The organism is Stenotrophomonas sp. LST15-1-1.1 (assembly GCF_040815575.1).
Classification (GTDB): Bacteria; Pseudomonadota; Gammaproteobacteria; order Xanthomonadales; family Xanthomonadaceae; genus Stenotrophomonas; species Stenotrophomonas lactitubi_B.
This window is the reverse complement of record NZ_JBFPNJ010000023.1, coordinates 428,922-444,343: the sequence shown is the minus strand read 5'-3', so window position 1 is coordinate 444,343 and position 15,422 is coordinate 428,922. Positions and strand designations below refer to the sequence as shown.

Sequence of the window (15,422 nt, the reverse complement as noted above, 5' to 3'; positions counted from 1 at the left end):
GATTTCCACGGTCATTCAGGCAGTTGCGGCACGGCCCGGCTCGCCGCCCCAAGGCGGGCACGGCCCGACTGCGCAGCCCAGCCCGCTACAGGCGCCCTATACTGGCCCCGTAAATTCGAGCCCACGGTGCCGGTAACCGGGCAGCGAGCAGATCCGACGATCGGGGGACGTCGGGCAGGTTCGGCCCACCGCCGTCATGATCCAGTTCCAGGCAGCCAGAAGGGGAGTTCCGGCGTGTCACCCAGTGCTTCATTGATCGACCGCATCGAATCGATACCGCGGCGAGAGCTGTATTTCTTCGCCCTGTACCGGGTGCTGATCGCCTCGGTCATCGCCGCGCTGCTGTACAGCCCGCTGTCGTCCATGGTCGGCGAAGCCCACCACCCTCGCCTGGCCTACAGCGTGGGGGCCGCCTACCTGCTGCTGTCCCTGTTGTGGCTGGTCATCGGCCGCAACGAGCGCTGGCTGCGGCAGATCGTGGTCGGCGGCGTGCTGCTGGACATCGTCGCCGCCAGCCTGCTGGCGCACGCCCTGCCCGGTGCGAGCGCCGGCATCTCGATGTCGCTGCTGTTCAACATCGCCGCCGCCGCCACCCTGCTGCCGCTGAGCTGGGGCCTGGTACTGGCGCTGGCCGCCAGCGTCGCCACGGCCGCCGAATACCTGTGGAAAGTGCTGGAAGGCGGCGATCCCACCCGCACCCTGGCCGAACTGGCGATGTTCGCCACCAGCTATCTGGCGCTGGCCTTCATCAGCTACCAGGTTGGCAACCGCGCACGCCGCAACCAGCAGCTGGCCAACCAGCGCGGCGACGAAGTGGCCAACCTGTTCCAGATCAACGAACTGATCATCCGCCGCATGCGCACCGGCGTGGTGGTGGTGGACGCCGACAACCGCATCACCCTGGCCAACGAAGCGGCCTCGATCCTGCTCGGCGACAGCGATGGCAACAGTGATTCGGGCCGCCTCGACCTGGCCAGTGTCGCCCCCGAACTTGCCCGCCGCCTGCAACGCTGGCGCAACGGCTGGGCACAGGATGAAATGCCGCTGCAGCTCAACCCCGACCAGCCGGAAGTGCAGCCACGCTTCGCCCGCCTGCTGGCCGGCAGCGACCTGGTGCTGGTGTTCCTGGATGACTCCAGCGTGGTCTCGCGTCGCGCCGAATCGCTCACCCTGTCGGCGATGGGGCGCTTCTCGGCCAGCCTCGCCCACGAGATCCGCAACCCGCTGGCGGCCATCAACTACGCCGTGCAGCTGCTCGAGGAAGGCACCGGCTTCAACGAGAGCGACCGCCGCCTGCTGCAGATCATCCACCAGCAGTGCCAACGCACCAACGGCATCGTTGAGAGCGTGCTGGGCCTGGCCCGGCGCGAACGCGCCAATCCGGAAAACGTCGACCTCGCCGCCTTCGTGCGCCGCTTCGTGCTGGAGTACAAGCAGGGGCAGACGCTGGAAACGGACAGCATCGAACCGATCATCAACGACACCTCGGTACCGGCCCAGGTCGACCCGCGCCACCTGTACCAGGTGCTGACCGTGCTGGTACACAACGCCCTGAAGTACGGCCGCATCGGCGAGCAGCCCGCGCGCGTGCGGCTGCGGGTCGCCCAGCACGAACGCAGTGCGGTGATCGACGTGATGGACCGTGGCCCCGGCATTCCCGAGACCGTCGCCGCACAGCTGTTCCGCCCCTTCTTCACCACCTCAGAGCACGGCACCGGCCTGGGCCTGTATATCGCCCGCGAGCTGTGTCGGGCCAACCAGGCCCGGCTGGATTACATCCCCGTCCCCGCCGGCGGCTCCTGCTTCCGCCTGGTTCTGCCTGGCCCGCACACCCTGCTTCCGCACTGATTCCACGCGCCAAACATTTGTCGCATCCCACCCCCTCGGCTATCTTTCCCTCCCATGAACGAAACCCGCAGCGCCCTCGTCGTCGACGATGAACGCGATATCCGCGAACTGCTGGTGTTGACCCTCGGCCGCATGGGCCTGCGCATCAGCACCGCCGCCAACCTCGCCGAAGCCCGCGAACTGCTGGCCAGCAACCCGTACGACCTGTGCATCACCGACATGCGCCTGCCCGACGGCAACGGCATCGAACTGGTCAGCGAGATCGCCCAGCACTACCCGCACACGCCGGTGGCGATGATCACCGCCTTCGGCAGCATGGACCTGGCCGTGGAAGCGCTGAAAGCCGGTGCCTTCGATTTCGTCAGCAAGCCGGTGGACATCACCGTGCTGCGCGGTCTGGTCAAGCATGCGCTGGAACTCAACAACAGCGAACGCCCCGTTGCCGGACCCGCCGCAGAACAGGCCGCGCGCCTGCTCGGCGAATCACCGGCCATGGACGTGCTGCGCGCCACCATCGGCAAGGTCGCGCGCAGCCAGGCGCCGGTCTACATCCTGGGCGAGTCCGGGGTGGGCAAGGAGCTGGTCGCACGCACCATCCATGCACAGGGCGCACGCGCGGCCGGGCCGTTCGTGCCGGTCAACTGTGGCGCCATCCCCACCGAGTTGATGGAGAGCGAGTTCTTCGGCCACCGCAAGGGCAGCTTCACCGGTGCCCATGCCGACAAGCCGGGGCTGTTCCAGGCCGCGCACGGCGGCACCTTGTTCCTGGATGAAGTGGCCGAACTGCCGCTGCAGATGCAGGTGAAGCTGCTGCGCGCGATCCAGGAGAAATCGGTGCGCGCGGTTGGCGCGCCCAGCGAAGAACCGGTGGACGTGCGCATCCTTTCGGCCACCCACAAGGACCTGGCCGAGCTGGTCGAAGACGGGCGTTTCCGCCACGACCTGTACTACCGCATCAACGTGATCGAACTGCGCGTGCCGCCGCTGCGCGAGCGCCGCCAGGACCTGCCGGCGCTGGCCGCATCGATCCTGGCACGGCTGGCCCGCAGCCACGGCCGCGCCACCCCGCTGCTGGCGCCCTCGGCGCTGGACGCGCTGGCCCAGTACGGCTTCCCCGGCAACGTGCGCGAGCTGGAGAACATCCTGGAACGCGCGCTGGCGCTGGCGGAAGAAGACCGTATCGGTGCCGACGACCTGCGCCTGCCGCAGCACGCGCCGCGTTCACCGGGCAGTGCTGCCCACGCTGAAGCCGTGGTGGATCTGCATCCGGGCAGTGCCGCCCTGCCCTCGTACATCGAGCAGCTCGAGCGCAGCGCCATCCAGCGCGCGCTGGAAGAAAACCGCTGGAACAAGACCCGTACCGCCGCGCAGCTGGGCATCACCTTCCGCGCACTGCGTTACAAGCTGAAGAAGCTGGGGATGGAGTAGGTAGTGCCGGCCGCTGGCCGGCAACCTCATGCGCCGTGCATCCACGCATGGCGTGGATCTACTGGACGTTGACCGCCATCCACGCACGGCGTGGATCTACTGCATCAATCCTTGGTGACGCGGTTGATCTCGGCCAGGCTGGTCACACCTGCAGCCGCCTTCTTCAACGCCGACTGCCGCAGATCGTTCACACCAATCGCCTGTGCAGCCTCGGCAATCTGCAGCGCGTTGCCACCCGCCAGCACGATGGTCGCGATCTCGTCGGTCATCGGCATCACCTGGTAGAGACCGGTACGGCCCTTGTAGCCCCCGGTGCATTCATCGCAGCCCACCGCTTCGTGCAACTGGATGCCCGCATCCAGCTGTGCCTGGGTGAAGCCTTCAGCCAGCAGCGCATGCGCCGGCAGATCTGTCGGCCGCTTGCAGTTCGAACACAGGCGACGCGCCAGGCGCTGGGCGATCACCAGCGTCACCGAACTGGTGATGTTGTACGGCGCGATGCCCATGTTCATCAGGCGCGCGATGGTCTGCGGTGCATCGTTGGTATGCAGCGTGGACAGCACCATGTGACCGGTCTGTGCGGCCTTGATGGCAATTTCCGCCGTTTCCAGGTCGCGGATTTCGCCGACCATGATGATGTCCGGATCCTGTCGCAGGAACGAGCGCAGGGCTGCGGCGAAGGTCATGCCGCGCTTGTTGTTCTGCTGCACCTGGTTGACGCCGGGCAGGCGGATTTCCACCGGATCTTCGGCGGTGGAAATGTTGCGGGTCTCGTCATTGAGGATGCCCAGCGCGGTGTACAGCGACACCGTCTTGCCCGAGCCAGTCGGGCCGGTCACCAGCACCATGCCGTAGGGCTTGTGGATCGCGTCCAGGAACAGCTTCTGCTGGTCCGGCTCGTAACCCAGCTTGTCGATGCCCAGCTTGGCCGCACTGCCATCGAGAATACGCAGCACCACCTTCTCGCCGAACAGCGTCGGAAGCGTGCTGACGCGGAAATCGATCTGCTTGGTCTTTGAAAGATTGAGCTTGATGCGGCCATCCTGCGGCACGCGCTTTTCCGCGATATCGAGCTGCGCCATCACCTTCAGGCGCGCGGCGATGCGCTGGTTGAGCTTGTTCGGCGCACGGGCGACCAACTTCAGCAGGCCGTCGATACGCAGGCGCACGCGGTAGTCGTCTTCGTAGGGCTCGAAGTGGATGTCCGAGGCGCCCTTGCGGATGGCGTCGATCAACACCTTGTTGATGAACTTGACCACCGGGGTGTCGTCGCCCTTGGCGTCGATGCCGCTATCGCCGCCGGCCATGTCCTCGTCGCCGCCGGACACGTCCAGATTGGCCAGCGCCTCGTCGTCGCCACCGAGCGAGTCGCCCAGCGTGTCGTGGCTGGAGTGCCACTGCTCCAGCGTGCGGCGGATCTGGTCTTCATCGACCAGGATCGGCTCGACCACCAGGTTGGTGTGGAACTTGATCTCGTCCAGCGAATGGGTCGGGTTGCTGGTGCCAACGAACAGCCGGCCACCGCGCTTGAACAGCGGCAGCACGTTGTGCTTGCGCAGCAGTTCCTCGCTGACCAGGCTCATCGCGTTCTGGCTGGCATCGAACACTGACGCGTCGAACAGCGGCATGCCGAATTCCACCGCATTGGCGGCGGCCAGCTGTGGCGGCGAGACCACCTTGTTCTGGGCGAACCAGGTGGGCAGCGGCTGACGGGCAGCGGCGGCCTTGGCCATGGCGTCGCGGGCACCTGCTTCATCCAGCGCGCCGTCCTGGACCAGGCGACGGGCCAGACCGGTGATGCCGACGAGATTGGCGGAGGTGACTGCGTTCATGGCGGCGGGCTTTGGAAGGGGTGATCAGTTTATAGACGCCCGAAGCGGGCATTACAAATGCAGATGCCCGCGATCTCTCGCGGGCATCTGTGGGAACCGCGTCCAGCACGTGGTGCTGGACGCTATGCCGCGATTACGGGGCAGCGGTCGACAGATCGTCGCACTTCTTGTTCTTGTAAGTAGCGGCGCTCGAGGCAGTGACCTTGCAGCTCCAGGTGATCGGAGTTGCGCCATCAGCATTGATGGTCGGGGTCAGCACCACGGTAGCAGTACCGTCGTTCGAGGTACCGGTCAGGATGCCGCCAGCAGCACACTTGCCCGGAGCCGCGCCGGTGCAGAGGTCTGCGATTTCAGAGGACTGGTTTTCACCAACCTTGATCTTCTCCCCAGCAACGCTGCCGACAGCCTGAGCGATCTTGGCGCGAGCGGTGTAGTTCTTGTACTGCGGCAGCGCGATGGCGGCCAGGATCGCGATGATCGCAACGACGATCATCAGTTCGATCAAGGTGAAGCCCTTCTGGTTCTTCATGATTACATCCCCAAGATAAGTGGTGGTTGAGTCAGCGCGCAGGAGCGGTCCGGCCATCGGCCGGTTGAGCGGGTCCTGCACCCTGCGGGTGGATCTACGCAGGTTGCGTGCCAACCCCGGCACGCCTCCCCCTGGATTTCCCCGCGCCCATGATGGCAGCAATTTCCATGATGTGAAGCCCCCGGTCATCATTCTGCGACGGACCCAGCAATGTGACGCAGTGCGTCACCTTTGGCCGGCAGCAGGCACGAATTCGCACTCCCGCCCCTCCCGGCTCTGCCAAGACGGCGGTGAACCCGCTACCATCGGCAGATGCCCGTCTGGGGATGGCGGGCCGGGGAGCCAAACATGTCTGTCAGTCGCAGTGCGATCAAGAAAGAGCCCGTGGCGCGAAGCACCATGGAGTTGCAGCCGTTTGTCTGGCAGGGGACCGACAAGCGGGGCGTGAAGATGAAGGGCGAGCAGCTGGCGAAGAACGCCAACCTGCTGCGCGCCGAGCTACGCCGGCAGGGGATCAACCCCGACCAGGTCAAGCCCAAGCCAAAGCCGCTGTTCGGTGCCGCCGGCAAGGCGATCAGCACCAAGGACATCTCGTTCTTCAGCCGGCAGATGGCCACGATGATGAAGTCCGGCGTGCCTATCGTGTCGGCGCTGGAGATCATCGGCAGCGGGCACAAGAACCCGCGCATGAAGAAGATGGTCGACGGCGTCCGCACCGACATCGAGGGCGGCTCGTCGCTGTACGAGTCAGTCAGCAAGTACCCGGTGCAGTTCGACGAGCTGTACCGCAACCTGGTACGTGCCGGCGAAGGCGCCGGCGTGCTGGAAACCGTGCTGGACACGGTGGCCACCTACAAGGAAAACATCGAAGCGCTGAAGGGCAAGATCAAGAAGGCCCTGTTCTACCCGGCAATGGTGGTTGCAGTGGCGCTGCTGGTCAGCGCGATTCTGCTGATCTACGTGGTGCCGCAGTTCGAGGACGTGTTCCAGAGCTTCGGCGCTGACCTGCCGGCCTTCACCCAGATCATCGTGAACTGTTCGCGCTTCATGGTGTCGTGGTGGTGGCTGATCGCCATCATCGTGATCGGCAGCATCGTCGGCTTCGTCATGGCCTACAAGCGTTCGCCCTCGATGCAGCATGCGATGGACCGCTTCATCCTGAAGGTGCCGGTGATCGGCCAGATCATGCACAACAGCGCGATCGCCCGCTTCGCCCGTACCACGGCGGTGACCTTCAAGGCAGGCGTGCCGCTGGTGGAGGCGCTGGGAATCGTCGCCGGCGCTACCGGCAACAAGGTCTACGAAGAGGCCGTGCTGCGCATGCGCGATGACGTGTCGGTCGGCTACCCGGTCAACATGGCGATGAAGCAGGCCAACCTGTTCCCGCACATGGTCATCCAGATGACCGGCATCGGCGAAGAGGCCGGTGCGCTGGATACCATGCTGTTCAAGGTGGCCGAGTATTATGAGCAGGAGGTCAACAATGCCGTTGACGCCTTGAGCAGCCTGCTCGAACCGATGATCATGGTGTTCATCGGTGTGGTCGTGGGCGGCATGGTCGTCGGCATGTACCTGCCGATCTTCAAGCTCGCCTCCGTCGTCGGATAACACATACATGGCTTTTCTCGACCAGCATCCCGGCCTCGGCTATCCCGCCGCGGCCGGCCTGGGACTGCTTCTGGGCAGCTTCCTGAACGTTGTCATCCTGCGCCTGCCCAAGCGGCTGGAATGGCAGTGGAAGCGCGATGCGCGCGAGGTTCTGGAAGAGCCGGACTTCTACGAGCCGCCCCCGCCGGGCATCGTGGTGGAGCCTTCGCACTGCCCGCACTGCAAGCACAAGCTGGCCTGGTACGAGAACATCCCGCTGTTCAGCTGGATGATCCAGGGCGGCAAGTGCCGCCACTGCAAGGCGCCCATCTCCATCCAGTACCCACTGGTGGAAGCGCTGACCGCGGTGATGGTGCTGGCCTGCGTGTGGCAGTTCGGCTTCGGCTGGCAGGGCTTCGGCGCGATCGTGCTGACCTGCTTCCTGATCGCCCTGTCCGGCATCGACCTGCGCACTCAGCTGCTACCGGATCAATTGACCCTGCCCCTGATGTGGCTGGGGCTGATAGGCAGCATCGACAACCTGTACATGCCCGCCAAACCGGCCCTGCTCGGCGCCCTGCTGGGCTACCTGTCGCTGTGGTCTGTGTGGTGGCTGTTCAAGCAGCTGACCGGCAAGGAAGGCATGGGCCACGGCGACTTCAAGCTGCTGGCCGCGCTGGGGGCCTGGTGCGGGATGAAGGGCATCCTGCCGATCATCCTGATGTCGTCAGTGCTGGGCGCCCTCATCGGCTCGATCTGGCTGTACAGCCGTGGCCGTGACCGGGCGACGCCGATCCCGTTCGGTCCCTACCTGGCGCTGGCCGGCTGGCTGTTCTTCATGTGGGGCGAGCCCCTGTTGAATCAGTACCTGGTGATGAGCGGGCTGCGCTGAGGGGAGTCCCCATGAGCCAGTATGTGGTTGGCCTGACCGGCGGCATCGCCTCGGGCAAGAGTGAGGTGACCCGGCGCTTCGAGGCGCTGGGGATTGTTGTGGCCGATGCCGACCTGGCCGCGCGCGCGGTGGTGGCAATCGGCAGCCCCGCCCTGTCCCTGATTGCCGAGCGCTTCGGCGCTGACATGCTGTTGGCCGATGGCAGCCTGGACCGGGCCCGCCTGCGCACCCACATCTTTGCAGACCCGGCCGAACGGGCGGCGCTGGAAGCGATCACCCACCCGGCCATCCGCCGGTTGATGCAGCAGCAGTGCGAGCAGGCCGCCAGCCCCTATGCGCTGGCGGCAATCCCGCTGTTGACCGAAGTGGGCGGTCGCCAGGCCTACCCGTGGCTGGACCGGGTACTGCTGGTGGATGCGCCCGAGGTCGTACAGCACGCCCGACTGATGCAGCGCGACGGCATCGACGCCGCACTGGCCGACCAGATGATCGCCGCCCAGGCCAGCCGCGCACAGCGCTTGGCGCTGGCTGATGACGTGGTGGTCAATGATGGGCATCCGGATGACCTGCAGGCGCAGGTGGAGCGGTTGCATGCTCAATATCTGGAGTTGGCTGTCGGGTAAACCGGCAGGTCTACCGGCTCCGACCGAACAGGCGTCCACGCATGGCGTGGATCTACTCCAACTGCTCACGCGCGTAGCGGGCCAGCTCGCGGGTGGCCAGCAGCAGGCCTTCCACTACGTCCGGCGGCAGTTGCTGGCCTGCACTGCCCTGCACCCGTGCCGCTTCGGCGGCGTGCAGCATCTGTATCAACGCATTGAGACCAGCCAGGGTGCGGCTGAGGCTGGCCAGGGTTACCGCTTGCGTCGGGGTGAGACCCGCGCCCTGCCTGGTCTGGCCATCGGCGTTGTCGCGGCCATCCATGCGTGCCATCAGTGCTGGCAGCAGGTCGCTGGGTTCGGCCAGCACGTCTTCGATGCGTTCGGCGATGTCGGCCGGCAACTGGTCGGCGGATTCGCCGACCAGGCGGCGCAGGTTCGGATAGGTGGTGCGTGCAGACATGGCAATGCTCCTCGCAGACGGCAAGGCCACCCGCGGATGCGAGGTGGCGGACGGTGCGGGTTGGCGTACCGGAGACCCAACAACTCAACAGCAAGGAAAAAGACTCCAGCGGACTCTTGCGAGTCCCCACGCACCGCCCGCCGAAGCAAGAGCATGCGGTGCATTTTCCATGATGGCCTGGGCGCATCAGGAGCTGTTGAATTGTCGGGTTTATTCAGGACGCCAATCCCGGCCAGGGCGATGGCCCCAGCCATGCCATCTCGCCAGCTGCATGCAATGCGGTCATGAGGCGAAAACGCCATGTGGGCCAACCGTCTGCGGATCCGTGCGGTGTGACACGCTCAGCGCGCGGACTGCATCACGCAGGTGTCGTGCCGGGCCAGTGACGCCGCCTCTTCGCGAAAACTGCATTGGCGCTGCATGCGACATTTCGCGCCGAGCGGGAGATTTCGACGACGGATGGATTCGTGCCGACCAAGGTCGGCACCTGCCAAAGCAGGAGCCGGAACGGGTTACAACGGCTTCGGCGAGAACGTCAGGGTGGCGATCACGCCCCGGGCGCCGCCTGGACGCACGCTCACCTGCCAGCCGTACAGATCGCACAGGCGGCTGACGATCGACAGGCCAATGCCGCCGCCCTGCGAGTGACCAGCATGGGTACCGCGATAGCCGCGCTGGAACAGCTTGGCGGCATCTTCCTCGCTCAGGCCCGGCCCGCTGTCGGTCACCGATACGGCGTTGGCGCCGACGTGCACGCGCACCTCGCCGTCCTGCGAATACTTCACCGCATTGCCGATCAGATTGCCCAGCGCCACAGACAACGCCGCTTCGGGCGCATCGATAACCAGGTCGCGCTCGCCATCCAGGTGCAGCTCCAGCGGCTTGCCACCCAACTGCGCGCGATGCGCATCCAGCAGCTGTTCGGCCACACGCGCCACATTGCTGCTGCCCTGCCCGCGCTCGTTGCGCGACAGCAGCAACAGCGCGCCGATCAGATCGCTGCACTGTTGCTCGGCACGTTGGATGCGCTGCAGGCGCTGCAGCACCTTCTCGTCCAGGCCCGGGCGGGTCAGCAGCAGCTCGGTAGCGCCACGGATCACCGCCAACGGTGTACGCAGCTCATGGCTGACGTCCGCATTGAACTCACGGTCGCGCTGCACCACTTCAGTCAGCCGCGAAGAATAGTCATCCAGCGCCTGCGCCAGCTGCCCCACTTCGTCATCGGGGAAGCGCGGCGCCAAAGGTTCAGGCTCACTGGTACCGCCACGATACGCACGCAAGCGTGCGGCCAGATCCGAGACCGGCTTCATCACCTTGGAGGCCGACCACCAGCCCAGCACCAGCGACAGCAGGCTGAATACCAGCACCGACAGGAACAACGCGCGGTTGAGCTGCTGCCCACCGCGAACGCTGTCGGTCATGTCGTAGGCCAGGAACGCCCAGGCATCGGGGGTCTTGCGCACGGCCAGCTTGTAGGAATAGCGCTCGCCGCGCTCGTCCACACCGCCCATGTTGTACAGGCCGTCCTTGAACTCGTACCAGTCCGGCTCTTCCTCGCGCAGCGCCTCGAACTTGTCCGGCTTGATCAGGCGCGCGCGCATCTGCTGCACCGGCAGGTCGGGGTTGCGGTCCGGGCTTTCGTAGTAGCGCCGCACGTACTCGCTGATGTTGCGGTTCATCACGTCTTCCACCAGCTGGTTTTCCACCCGCATGCGGGCCCAGTTGGTGGCGAACGCGAACAGTGTCGTCAGGCAGAAGCCCAACAACACGAACGAGACGATGATGCGGCTGCGCAGGCGCCGCCGATAAGGCGTGCGCCGGCGCTCCCCCTTGCTTGCCACAGAATCAGGCTTCCGGCGTGGCGATGCGGTATCCGATGCCATGGCGGGTCTGGATCATCGGCACTTCAAAGGGCTTGTCCACCACGGCGCGCAGGCCATGGATGTGCACGCGCAGCGAATCGGAGTCCGGCAGCTCTTCGCCCCAGACACGGGTTTCCAGTTCCTGCCGGGTGACCACGGCCGGGGCCGCTTCCATCAACGCCTGCAGGATCTTCAGTGCGGTCGGGTTGAGCTGCAGCAGCTTGCCCTGGCGACGCACTTCCAGCGTGTCCAGGTTGTACTCCAGGTCACCGGTTTCCAGCACGCGCGTCTGCACGCCCTTGCCGCGACGCGACAGGGCGTTCAGACGTACTTCCACTTCCTGCAGCGCGAACGGCTTGATCAGGTAGTCGTCGGCACCGGAATCGAAGCCGGCCAGCTTGTTGTCCAGCGAATCGCGCGCAGTCAACATCAGCACCGGGGTCTGCTTGCGCGCTTCGTTGCGAAGCTTGCGGCAGACCTCGATACCGTCCATGCCGGGCAGGTTGAGGTCCAGGACAATCGCGTCGAACTCGTGCACGACAGCCAGATGCAATCCGGTCACTCCGTCGGCAGCGAAGTCCACGGTGTGGCCCCGGTCCTCCAGGTAGTCACCCAGATTGGCCGCAATGTCGCTGTTGTCTTCGATTACCAGGATTCTCACTGTCACCTCTAATTGACGAATTTACCGACGCGCTGGGCCTGGCCCATGTCGCGCTGTGCCTTGTCCTTCTGCCGAGCACGCTCGGCGACGGTCATGCATTGCGTGGACGACATGTTGGAGCCAATGGTCTTCTCACGTCGGCATATTAGACGACTATCTTCACGCGCCTGTGTCAAAACGGTGTTCACGACCTGCTGATCGTTGAAAACCTCAGTTCGAACCGATTCAGGCATCGCGTCCTTGGTCGGATACTGCTCGGCGGCGGCGCGGATGCGAACCAGGGTCTCGCGGACCTTGCCGCGCTCTTCCTGGCGCAGCTCGGAATAGGTTTCGCCGTCGTTGAGCTCGATCTCGATGCGCTCTACCTGCTGCAGCAGCGGCTTGCCCGGCAGGAAGACCTCTTCGGCACTCTTGGCCCCTGCCGAGGCAGCGACCAGGGCCAATGCCGAAACCAGAACCGCCGATATCACTGGATGCTTCATACAAACGAATCCCTGTCTGAGGTGAACGCCGACTGTATGCGGATGCGCGCTCTGCCAGCAAGTGCTGGCCGGCAGGGTGCAGGTGGCCTTAAAGCTTGGAATCCGGGTTCACGTTGCTGTAGGTGCGCTGGTCGTTGAGCAGGGCCTTGCCCTTCTCTTCGATACGGCGCCGTTCGGCCACGGTCATGCAGCGGCTCTTGGGCATGTTGCTGCCCGTGGTGCGCTGGTATGAGCAGATCTGGCGACTGTCGTCGTGGGCGCGCGTCAGGATGCTGTTGACCCGCTCCTGATCGTTGAAGACGTCATTCTGTACCTGGGGTGGCAGCTCCTGGACAGTCTGGCGGTCGCCCATCCGCTGGGTGATCCGCGCCAGTGCCTGCTGGACCTGGCTGCGGTCCTCGGAGGAGATTTCGTTGTAATCGCCCTGCTGCAGGGCTTTTTCGACCTGGCGGACCTGCTCGGCCACCGGGCTCTGGCGGTCCATCTGCACAGCCGCCTTTTCCGGCTTGGCCAGTGCAACGCCAGGCAGGCACAACAACAGCACGATCATCGTGGTGCGGTACATCGCCAACCTCCCGATCCTTCGGAACGAAGGCCCAACTCTACGAGTGTCCCTACGCGGCCACAAGGGACTCTTGGCAGGGGGCGCGGGCATAAAAAAGACCCAGGCGGTGCACCCGCCTGGGCCTGAAGTTGTATCCCGATACCGATCCTGCTGAGAGGCAGAGCTGCGGTTCGTTGAAGGCTACGCCCGGGGCGATTAAAGCGGTGTTAAACCCGCCAACTCCGCCTGAACCAAATTTCAAATCATTGAAATATCAGGATTTTTTGATTTTTTCGACATGCTCGATGATGCGTGCGGCCACATCCACTCCGCAGGCCGCCTCGATCCCTTCCAGACCCGGGGTGGAGTTCACCTCCAGCACCAGCGGGCCGCGCTCGGAGCGGATCAGGTCCACCCCGCAGACCCCCAGCCCCAGCGCCTTGGCCGAACGCACCGCCACCTGCTGCTCGGCCCGGCTGGCCTTGGACGCCACCGCGGTACCGCCGGCATGCAGGTTCGAGCGGAAATCCCCTTCCGGGGCCTGGCGCTGCATCGACGCCACCACCTGGTCACCGACCACGAAGCAGCGGAGGTCGGCGCCCTTGGCCTCGCCGATGAACTCCTGCATCAGGAAGTTGGCATACAGCCCACGCAAGGCTTCGACGATGCCGCGCGAGGCGCTGGCCTTCTCGGTGAGGATCACACCGCGGCCCTGGGTGCCTTCATTGAGCTTCACCACGTGCGGCGGCGGGCCGAGCATGGACAACAGGTCGACGGTGTCGTCCGGGTTGTCGCCAAAAACCGTAACCGGCATGTCGATGCCCTTTGCTGCCAGCAGCTGGTGCGCCCGCAGCTTGTCGCGCGAACGCAGGATCGCGTCGGACGGATTGGGCGTGCGCGCCCCCATCAGCTCGAACTGGCGCAGCACGGCGGTGCCGTAGCGGGTGACCGACGCGCCGATGCGCGGGATGACCGCGTCCACGCCGGTCATCGGCCGGCCCTTGTAGTGCATGGAAAAGCCGTCCGCGGCGATGCGCATGTAGCAGCGCAGCGGATCCAGGATGCGTACGGTATGGCCGCGCGCGCGCGCGGCCTCGACCAGCCGACGGGTGGAGTACAGCCGGGTGTTGCGGGACAGGATGGCGAGCTTCATCGCAGTGGGATCGGTCGGCAGGCGCGCAGCATAGCGTGGCGACGTTGCGTCTGGATGATGCTGCGCCACGGCCCGGCTGCGTGCCCAGCGCGCACCTCATTCCGTGGCGGGAAGCGGCTGCCGATAGCCGCGCGCGGCTTCGCCCAACGCGCCGATGCAGGCCATCTGCAGGGTCGAGCCGCTGAAGGCGTCACGGTAGATCAGGCTGAGCAGCGCTCCGGCTTTCGGACCGCCGGCACGCCCCAGCGCGCGAACCGCTTCGATCTGCTTGGCCGAACCGGTGCCGGCGGAAAGGAATATCTGATGCAGTGTGGTAACGACGTCATCCCTGCAATCCATGCCTGTGTGCTCCGTTGAGGAAATAACCCCACACTAGCGAAGACCTCGACAGACGCGAATGCGGATTGTTTGAATCTCTCCCGAGTGTTTTCCACCGTGACGAATGATGGATGAGAGCCCTGCCGCTAGAATCGCGCCCAACTCTCTCCCTGCGGCGCATCGTGTCTTTTAAAAGCCAGCTGATCGATTGCCTGCCCCTGTGGAAGGCCCTGCCCAAAACCAATGCCACGCCCCGGCGCCCGCTGCGGTTGAGCGATTGGCAGGCGGACTGGGAGGGGAACCTCGCGCAGCTGTCTCGCCACGTGCGTCGCGATGATCGGCTAGACGTACTGCAGGCAGACGGCCATCTGGCACTGGAGCACGCATTGACGTGGGAAGCGGCCGCACAGGCCAGCAGCAATCTGCTGCTGAAGGGCATCGATCGCGGGTTCGACGGGGCGGTGCTGCGCCAGATTTACATCGAAGTGGCGGCGCTGTGGCTGGACCATGCGCACTTGCTGGCCGCAGCCCAGCACACATTGCAGCAACAAGGATCCGCCATTGCCGTGGGCGCCTCGTTACAGCCGCGTACGGCACAGCACTACGAGTACGCGCTGCAGCTGCTTGCCTTGGGCCCGGTGTTGGGCGCACAGGACCTGTTGCCCGCGCTGGTGGAAAAAGTGCTCTGCTTCGATACCGACCGCGTACTCGACTACGTCAGCGCCCCCGCTCTGGGCTTGGTCGAGGCCAGCGACGAGATCTTCCACGCTCGGCCATTCGCGAGCCTGTTCGCACCCTTGCGCGAGGGCGAAGCATTCGATCCTTCCCTGCTGACCGGCTATCTGCAGACGCAGTACCGCGACTTTTTCCAGCTTGCTCCGAAGGCACAAAAGCGGAGCCGGCGACTCATCGGTCCAAACGCCTGGGGCTACTGGGCATTGGAGGTGGCTGCGATGGTGGTCGTTTACGGTGGCGACGATGCCGTGCTGCGCACCTGCCCGCACTATCCAGCCGATCTGGTCGACTACGCGCGGCGCTGATGCACGCAACCTGATGAGCTGAAGAGGAAACCGCCGCCGGAGGGCCGGGGCCGGAGACATGGAGCGGGCGAAGGGAATCGAACCCTCGTCAGTAGCTTGGGAAGCTACAGCTCTACCATTGAGCTACGCCCGCGTTGCCCGACAAGTCTATGCGGGGCACGTGTTCAAACGCAACGGGCAGGCC

At 65.0% G+C, this 15,422-nt stretch carries 15 protein-coding genes and 1 tRNA gene; 6 read left to right on the top strand and 10 right to left on the bottom strand.

Annotation, left to right across the window (positions count from 1 at the left end; genetic code table 11):
* The first annotated feature begins 234 nt into the window (after positions 1-234).
* Positions 235-1,848 carry a sensor histidine kinase gene (locus MRBLST15_RS12295; RefSeq protein WP_367786015.1) on the top strand — a complete coding sequence of 538 codons (1,614 nt, stop codon included), beginning with the start codon at positions 235-237 and terminating at the stop codon, positions 1,846-1,848.
* 54 nt (positions 1,849-1,902) lie between these two features.
* Entirely contained in the window at positions 1,903-3,276 is a 1,374-nt protein-coding gene (locus MRBLST15_RS12290) for a sigma-54-dependent transcriptional regulator (RefSeq protein WP_132824363.1), read from the top strand.
* Between the two features lie 104 nt (positions 3,277-3,380).
* On the opposite strand, the gene pilB is transcribed toward MRBLST15_RS12290, so the two are convergent.
* Both pilB and MRBLST15_RS12280 read right to left on the bottom strand, forming a co-directional pair.
* Positions 3,381-5,108 carry a type IV-A pilus assembly ATPase PilB gene (gene pilB, locus MRBLST15_RS12285; RefSeq protein ID WP_312705560.1) on the bottom strand — a complete coding sequence of 576 codons (1,728 nt, stop codon included), beginning with the start codon at positions 5,106-5,108 and terminating at the stop codon, positions 3,381-3,383.
* A 133-nt stretch (positions 5,109-5,241) separates the two neighbouring features.
* Positions 5,242-5,637 carry a prepilin-type N-terminal cleavage/methylation domain-containing protein gene (locus MRBLST15_RS12280; protein WP_140227830.1) on the bottom strand — a complete coding sequence of 132 codons (396 nt, stop codon included), beginning with the start codon at positions 5,635-5,637 and terminating at the stop codon, positions 5,242-5,244.
* 348 nt (positions 5,638-5,985) lie between these two features.
* Here MRBLST15_RS12280 and MRBLST15_RS12275 point away from each other — a divergent pair, with 348 nt between their 5' ends.
* The 3 genes from MRBLST15_RS12275 to coaE are packed head-to-tail and all read left to right on the top strand — an operon-like array spanning position 5,986 to position 8,739.
* Positions 5,986-7,245 (top strand): type II secretion system F family protein, encoded by a 1,260-nt coding sequence (locus tag MRBLST15_RS12275; RefSeq protein WP_312705559.1) that lies wholly within the window; start codon positions 5,986-5,988, stop codon positions 7,243-7,245.
* A gap of 7 nt (positions 7,246-7,252) precedes the next feature.
* A complete protein-coding gene (locus MRBLST15_RS12270) occupies positions 7,253-8,116 on the top strand; it encodes a prepilin peptidase (protein WP_025874291.1) in 864 nt (287 codons plus the stop codon).
* An 11-nt stretch (positions 8,117-8,127) separates the two neighbouring features.
* A complete protein-coding gene (gene coaE, locus MRBLST15_RS12265) occupies positions 8,128-8,739 on the top strand; it encodes a dephospho-CoA kinase (RefSeq protein WP_367786014.1) in 612 nt (203 codons plus the stop codon).
* A gap of 52 nt (positions 8,740-8,791) precedes the next feature.
* Here coaE and MRBLST15_RS12260 read toward each other — a convergent pair whose 3' ends face one another.
* The 7 genes from MRBLST15_RS12260 to MRBLST15_RS12230 all read right to left on the bottom strand — a co-directional run bounded on the left by MRBLST15_RS12260 (position 8,792) and on the right by MRBLST15_RS12230 (position 14,219).
* Positions 8,792-9,178, bottom strand: coding sequence for a hypothetical protein (locus MRBLST15_RS12260; RefSeq protein ID WP_367786013.1), 387 nt, complete (start codon positions 9,176-9,178; stop codon positions 8,792-8,794).
* A gap of 512 nt (positions 9,179-9,690) precedes the next feature.
* Positions 9,691-11,061, bottom strand: coding sequence for a sensor histidine kinase (locus MRBLST15_RS12255; protein WP_088101008.1), 1,371 nt, complete (start codon positions 11,059-11,061; stop codon positions 9,691-9,693).
* Positions 11,024-11,701, bottom strand: a complete 678-nt coding sequence (locus tag MRBLST15_RS12250) for a response regulator transcription factor (RefSeq protein ID WP_025874286.1) — start codon at positions 11,699-11,701, stop codon at positions 11,024-11,026. The genes MRBLST15_RS12255 and MRBLST15_RS12250 overlap by 38 nt, the downstream gene beginning before the upstream one ends.
* A gap of 8 nt (positions 11,702-11,709) precedes the next feature.
* Positions 11,710-12,183: a hypothetical protein gene (locus tag MRBLST15_RS12245; protein WP_025874285.1), complete on the bottom strand. Its 474-nt coding sequence runs from the start codon at positions 12,181-12,183 to the stop codon at positions 11,710-11,712.
* An 88-nt stretch (positions 12,184-12,271) separates the two neighbouring features.
* A complete protein-coding gene (locus tag MRBLST15_RS12240; protein ID WP_312705554.1) occupies positions 12,272-12,748 on the bottom strand; it encodes a hypothetical protein in 477 nt (158 codons plus the stop codon).
* Positions 12,749-13,001: 253 nt separating this feature from the next.
* On the bottom strand, positions 13,002-13,880 hold the full coding sequence (gene rimK, locus MRBLST15_RS12235) for a 30S ribosomal protein S6--L-glutamate ligase (protein ID WP_025874283.1): 879 nt from the start codon (positions 13,878-13,880) through the stop codon (positions 13,002-13,004).
* Between the two features lie 96 nt (positions 13,881-13,976).
* The gene (locus MRBLST15_RS12230) at positions 13,977-14,219 is read right to left on the bottom strand and encodes a hypothetical protein (protein WP_049463884.1); all 243 of its coding nucleotides are present in this window, start codon (positions 14,217-14,219) and stop codon (positions 13,977-13,979) included.
* A gap of 110 nt (positions 14,220-14,329) precedes the next feature.
* On the opposite strand from MRBLST15_RS12230, the gene MRBLST15_RS12225 reads away from it, so the two are divergent.
* Entirely contained in the window at positions 14,330-15,238 is a 909-nt protein-coding gene (locus tag MRBLST15_RS12225; protein WP_312705553.1) for a PoNe immunity protein domain-containing protein, read from the top strand.
* A gap of 59 nt (positions 15,239-15,297) precedes the next feature.
* Here the strand turns inward: MRBLST15_RS12225 and MRBLST15_RS12220 are convergent.
* Positions 15,298-15,371 (bottom strand) — tRNA-Gly (locus MRBLST15_RS12220).
* Positions 15,372-15,422 lie beyond the last annotated feature (51 nt).

Bases quoted from the DNA above. Each gene is read 5' to 3' on its own strand.
- coaE (WP_367786014.1), top strand. From the start codon at position 8,128: ATGAGCCAGTATGTGGTTGGCCTGACCGGCGGCATCGCCTCGGGCAAG.
- MRBLST15_RS12290 (WP_132824363.1), top strand. From the start codon at position 1,903: ATGAACGAAACCCGCAGCGCCCTCGTCGTCGACGATGAACGCGATATC.
- MRBLST15_RS12280 (WP_140227830.1), bottom strand. From the start codon at position 5,637: ATGAAGAACCAGAAGGGCTTCACCTTGATCGAACTGATGATCGTCGTT.
- MRBLST15_RS12255 (WP_088101008.1), bottom strand. From the start codon at position 11,061: ATGGCATCGGATACCGCATCGCCACGCCGGAAGCCTGATTCTGTGGCA.
- pilB (WP_312705560.1), bottom strand. From the start codon at position 5,108: ATGAACGCAGTCACCTCCGCCAATCTCGTCGGCATCACCGGTCTGGCC.
- rimK (WP_025874283.1), bottom strand. From the start codon at position 13,880: ATGAAGCTCGCCATCCTGTCCCGCAACACCCGGCTGTACTCCACCCGT.
- MRBLST15_RS12245 (WP_025874285.1), bottom strand. From the start codon at position 12,183: ATGAAGCATCCAGTGATATCGGCGGTTCTGGTTTCGGCATTGGCCCTG.
- MRBLST15_RS12225 (WP_312705553.1), top strand. From the start codon at position 14,330: ATGAGAGCCCTGCCGCTAGAATCGCGCCCAACTCTCTCCCTGCGGCGC.
- MRBLST15_RS12240 (WP_312705554.1), bottom strand. From the start codon at position 12,748: ATGTACCGCACCACGATGATCGTGCTGTTGTTGTGCCTGCCTGGCGTT.
- MRBLST15_RS12260 (WP_367786013.1), bottom strand. From the start codon at position 9,178: ATGTCTGCACGCACCACCTATCCGAACCTGCGCCGCCTGGTCGGCGAA.
- MRBLST15_RS12270 (WP_025874291.1), top strand. From the start codon at position 7,253: ATGGCTTTTCTCGACCAGCATCCCGGCCTCGGCTATCCCGCCGCGGCC.
- MRBLST15_RS12230 (WP_049463884.1), bottom strand. From the start codon at position 14,219: ATGGATTGCAGGGATGACGTCGTTACCACACTGCATCAGATATTCCTT.
- MRBLST15_RS12275 (WP_312705559.1), top strand. From the start codon at position 5,986: ATGTCTGTCAGTCGCAGTGCGATCAAGAAAGAGCCCGTGGCGCGAAGC.